Source organism: Sphaerospermopsis reniformis, from assembly GCF_005402885.1.
Taxonomy (GTDB): Bacteria; Cyanobacteriota; Cyanobacteriia; order Cyanobacteriales; family Nostocaceae; genus Sphaerospermopsis; species Sphaerospermopsis kisseleviana.
Map to the genome: position 1 here is coordinate 1 of NZ_BJCE01000395.1, position 2,886 is coordinate 2,886.

The window sequence follows — 2,886 nt, forward strand, 5'->3', positions numbered from 1 at the left end:
CCCAGCTTGCAAAGATACAGAAATATTCTCTGCTACACACCGAAAATTTTTTCGGGATGTTTGATAACCAATAGTCAAATTGTGGGTTGTCAAAATTGCATTACTCATATTTGTTGAGTTAGGGAACCATAAACCCCTTCTCGATGACTTTTGAGAGTGTGCATTAATTCCCCAGTTACTAAATTCCAAACTCTCACAGTTTTATCTTGACTACCACTAATTAAATATTTACCATTAGCACTCATAGCCAAAGAATTAACAATGTGAGAATGACCTATTAAGATATGTACAGGTTTAATTTCTTGCTGATTTCTATTATTAAATGAAGATGTTAAACGCCAAACTTTGATTTTGCGATAACTACCTGTCACCAAAATTTTGCCATCTTGACTTAATACCATTGAATGGGCAGCAGTATCATCTAAACATAAAGTATTTTCTACTAGGCGATCGCGCAAATTCCAAAACAAGATTTTTCTATCATCTCCACCAGTTGCTAAACTTTTACCATCAGGAGTAAACGCCACACAACGCACACTACCTTGATGTTTATGCAGGATATCAATTAAATCTAACGCCCCAGTATGCCAAATTTTAACCGTAGAATCAGCACCTACACTAACTAAAGTTTGTCCATCGGTACTAAAAGCTAAAGAATTAACTTCATCTACCACACCAGAAACAGACCAAGGATATTCTGCTAAAGTTTCAATTAATTCACCTTTAGATAAATCCCATAACTTTGTCTCACCACGACTACCACTAGCTAAAATTGGGATAGTTTTCACATTATGACCACCCAAATCTTTCACTGTTAAAGCTTTAATAGCATAAGCTAAACAGTTAATTCCTCGCGTGTGTCCTTTTAATGTTTGCCAACATTCCCAATCACCAATAATATGCTTTTGTGGATGTTCTGAAGGCAACGTCTGAATCACTTCCACCATCATTTTATGATCGGTGATGGATGAATCATATTTATTGCCATTTTTATTGCCATTGATAAATTCCAAATACCAATTTAAACCACCAGCATACAATAAACTACTCGGATGTAAATACAACTTTGGTTCAGAAAATTGAACTTGATTTGTAGGTAAAAAACCAGTGATCACTGTTTGTTTTTGATATCCTAACTTTGTATGTCCTGGATAAAACAAACACAAGAAAATTAATACTTGGTGGTTTTTCACATCTTCCTGTGTTACCGTCCAACGAATTTTATCTTTTTTAATGCCGTTAAAACTTTCTCCATCCGCTACGTGAACTTGTACACTGATTTGGGAATTATTACTTAAAATATAAGTAAACTTACTTTCACCGCGCAAATTTCCCTCATCATCCAAAACCATATTTTCTAAAGTGTCTTGTGGCACTTTTTTCACTAATTTACCCAAGCGTTCTATGATTACCCGATCTACAATTTGTTCACGCACAAGAAAATCTTCCGCTTGACTTTGAAAAAATTTAGGAAAGGGAATTGTCCAATCTGGTGGTTCAGGATATTCTGGAGGCATGGGTGGTGGATTTTTGGCCAGAATTTCTGCTTGTTTACGAGAACATTCCAGAATTTTTGCCAAAGAATCGCCCCAAAATACCATAATTTCACTGTGACAACCTTTGACTTGACCTTCCAAAAGAGATAGATCAATTGTCTTGGGTTTTTTCACCCTTTGCAGGAAGTCCGTTTGTTGCGCTTTGAGTAAACTAATCCAATCCATCTGCATGATAGTGACACACTATTGCATACCTAATGTAAGTTATACTAAGAAATTTAACCAATTTTATAACCTTTAGTGAAATAAAGATTAAGCAAATTTAACAATCTGAAAAATAGGAACTGATATTTAAAGCAGATTGTCAGAAAATGAGATAAAAACAAATTTAAATGATTTCCATAAATTCTAACTAACTCTGAAAACATCTTACTGTTTCTAGAGCAACATTTATAGTCACTAAGAAGGTTTATGTCAGTAAATCAAAATCTTGGCTGATACAATCTTATAGCAGGAATTTACCAAATTGAGCAAACCAGGATATATTAATTATTTGTGTAATCAAAGGATCTATCTGAGAAAATCACTATGTCAACTACATCTTACATTTTTGTCGCTGGAGCTAGTCGTGGTGTTGGTCAAGAAATCGCCAAATATTTGACAGCACACAATATGAAGGTAAAAGCACTCTTGAGAACAGAAGTAGCCGCTAAGGAATTAGAAGCTATTGCTGTTCATCCAGTATTCGGAGATGCTTTAAAAGTGGATGATGTAGAAAAAGCACTTTTAGGCAATGAACCTATCCAAGCTGTAATTAGTACCCTTGGTGGTTTACCTACAGATGGTGTCAAACCAGATTTTATTGGTAATAAAAATTTAATTGATGCCGCAGTCAAAGCTAAAGTACAAAAGTTTATTTTAGTAACATCTATTGGTTGTGGTGATAGTGTAGGTGCGCTTCCTCCTCAAGCTTTAGAAGCACTCAAACCAGTATTAATTGAAAAGGAAAAAGCAGAACAACACCTGATAAATAGCGGACTCAACTATACCATTATTCGTCCCGGTGGTTTAAAATCAGAACCATCTACAGGTAATGGTATTTTAACCGCAGATCCCCGAATTGTTGGTAGTATTCACCGTGCTGATGTTGCTGAATTAGTTTGTCGTTGTTTAAATTCTACTAATGCTAATAATCAAGTTTTGTCTGCATTAGATAAAAATATGATTTATCCAGGTTTACCAGAATTTGTAGAGTTTGATTTAGGTAATTGGTAATTGGTAATTGGTAATTGGTAATTGGTAATTGGTAATTGGTAATTGGTAATTGGTAATTGGTAATTGGTAATTGGTAATTGGTAATTGGTAATTGGTAATTGGTAATTGGTAATTG

The 2,886-nt window shown here is 34.6% G+C and carries 3 protein-coding genes and 1 pseudogene; 1 reads left to right on the plus strand and 3 read right to left on the minus strand.

What is annotated here, in order from left to right; translation table 11 throughout:
* Positions 1-108 (minus strand): annotated as a pseudogene (locus FFR48_RS29780) (ABC transporter ATP-binding protein); the annotation flags it as partial.
* Positions 105-1,727: a WD40 repeat domain-containing protein gene (locus tag FFR48_RS26815; protein ID WP_236104204.1), complete on the minus strand. Its 1,623-nt coding sequence runs from the start codon at positions 1,725-1,727 to the stop codon at positions 105-107. The gene FFR48_RS26815 and the pseudogene FFR48_RS29780, both read right to left, overlap by 4 nt.
* A gap of 357 nt (positions 1,728-2,084) precedes the next feature.
* On the opposite strand from FFR48_RS26815, the gene FFR48_RS26820 reads away from it, so the two are divergent.
* Complete coding sequence (locus tag FFR48_RS26820; RefSeq protein WP_137669455.1) at positions 2,085-2,771, plus strand: SDR family oxidoreductase; 687 nt, start codon at positions 2,085-2,087, stop codon at positions 2,769-2,771.
* Here the strand turns inward: FFR48_RS26820 and FFR48_RS30445 are convergent.
* Complete coding sequence (locus tag FFR48_RS30445; protein WP_307722541.1) at positions 2,757-2,870, minus strand: hypothetical protein; 114 nt, start codon at positions 2,868-2,870, stop codon at positions 2,757-2,759. The two genes, FFR48_RS26820 and FFR48_RS30445, sit on opposite strands and share 15 nt — an antisense overlap.
* Positions 2,871-2,886 lie beyond the last annotated feature (16 nt).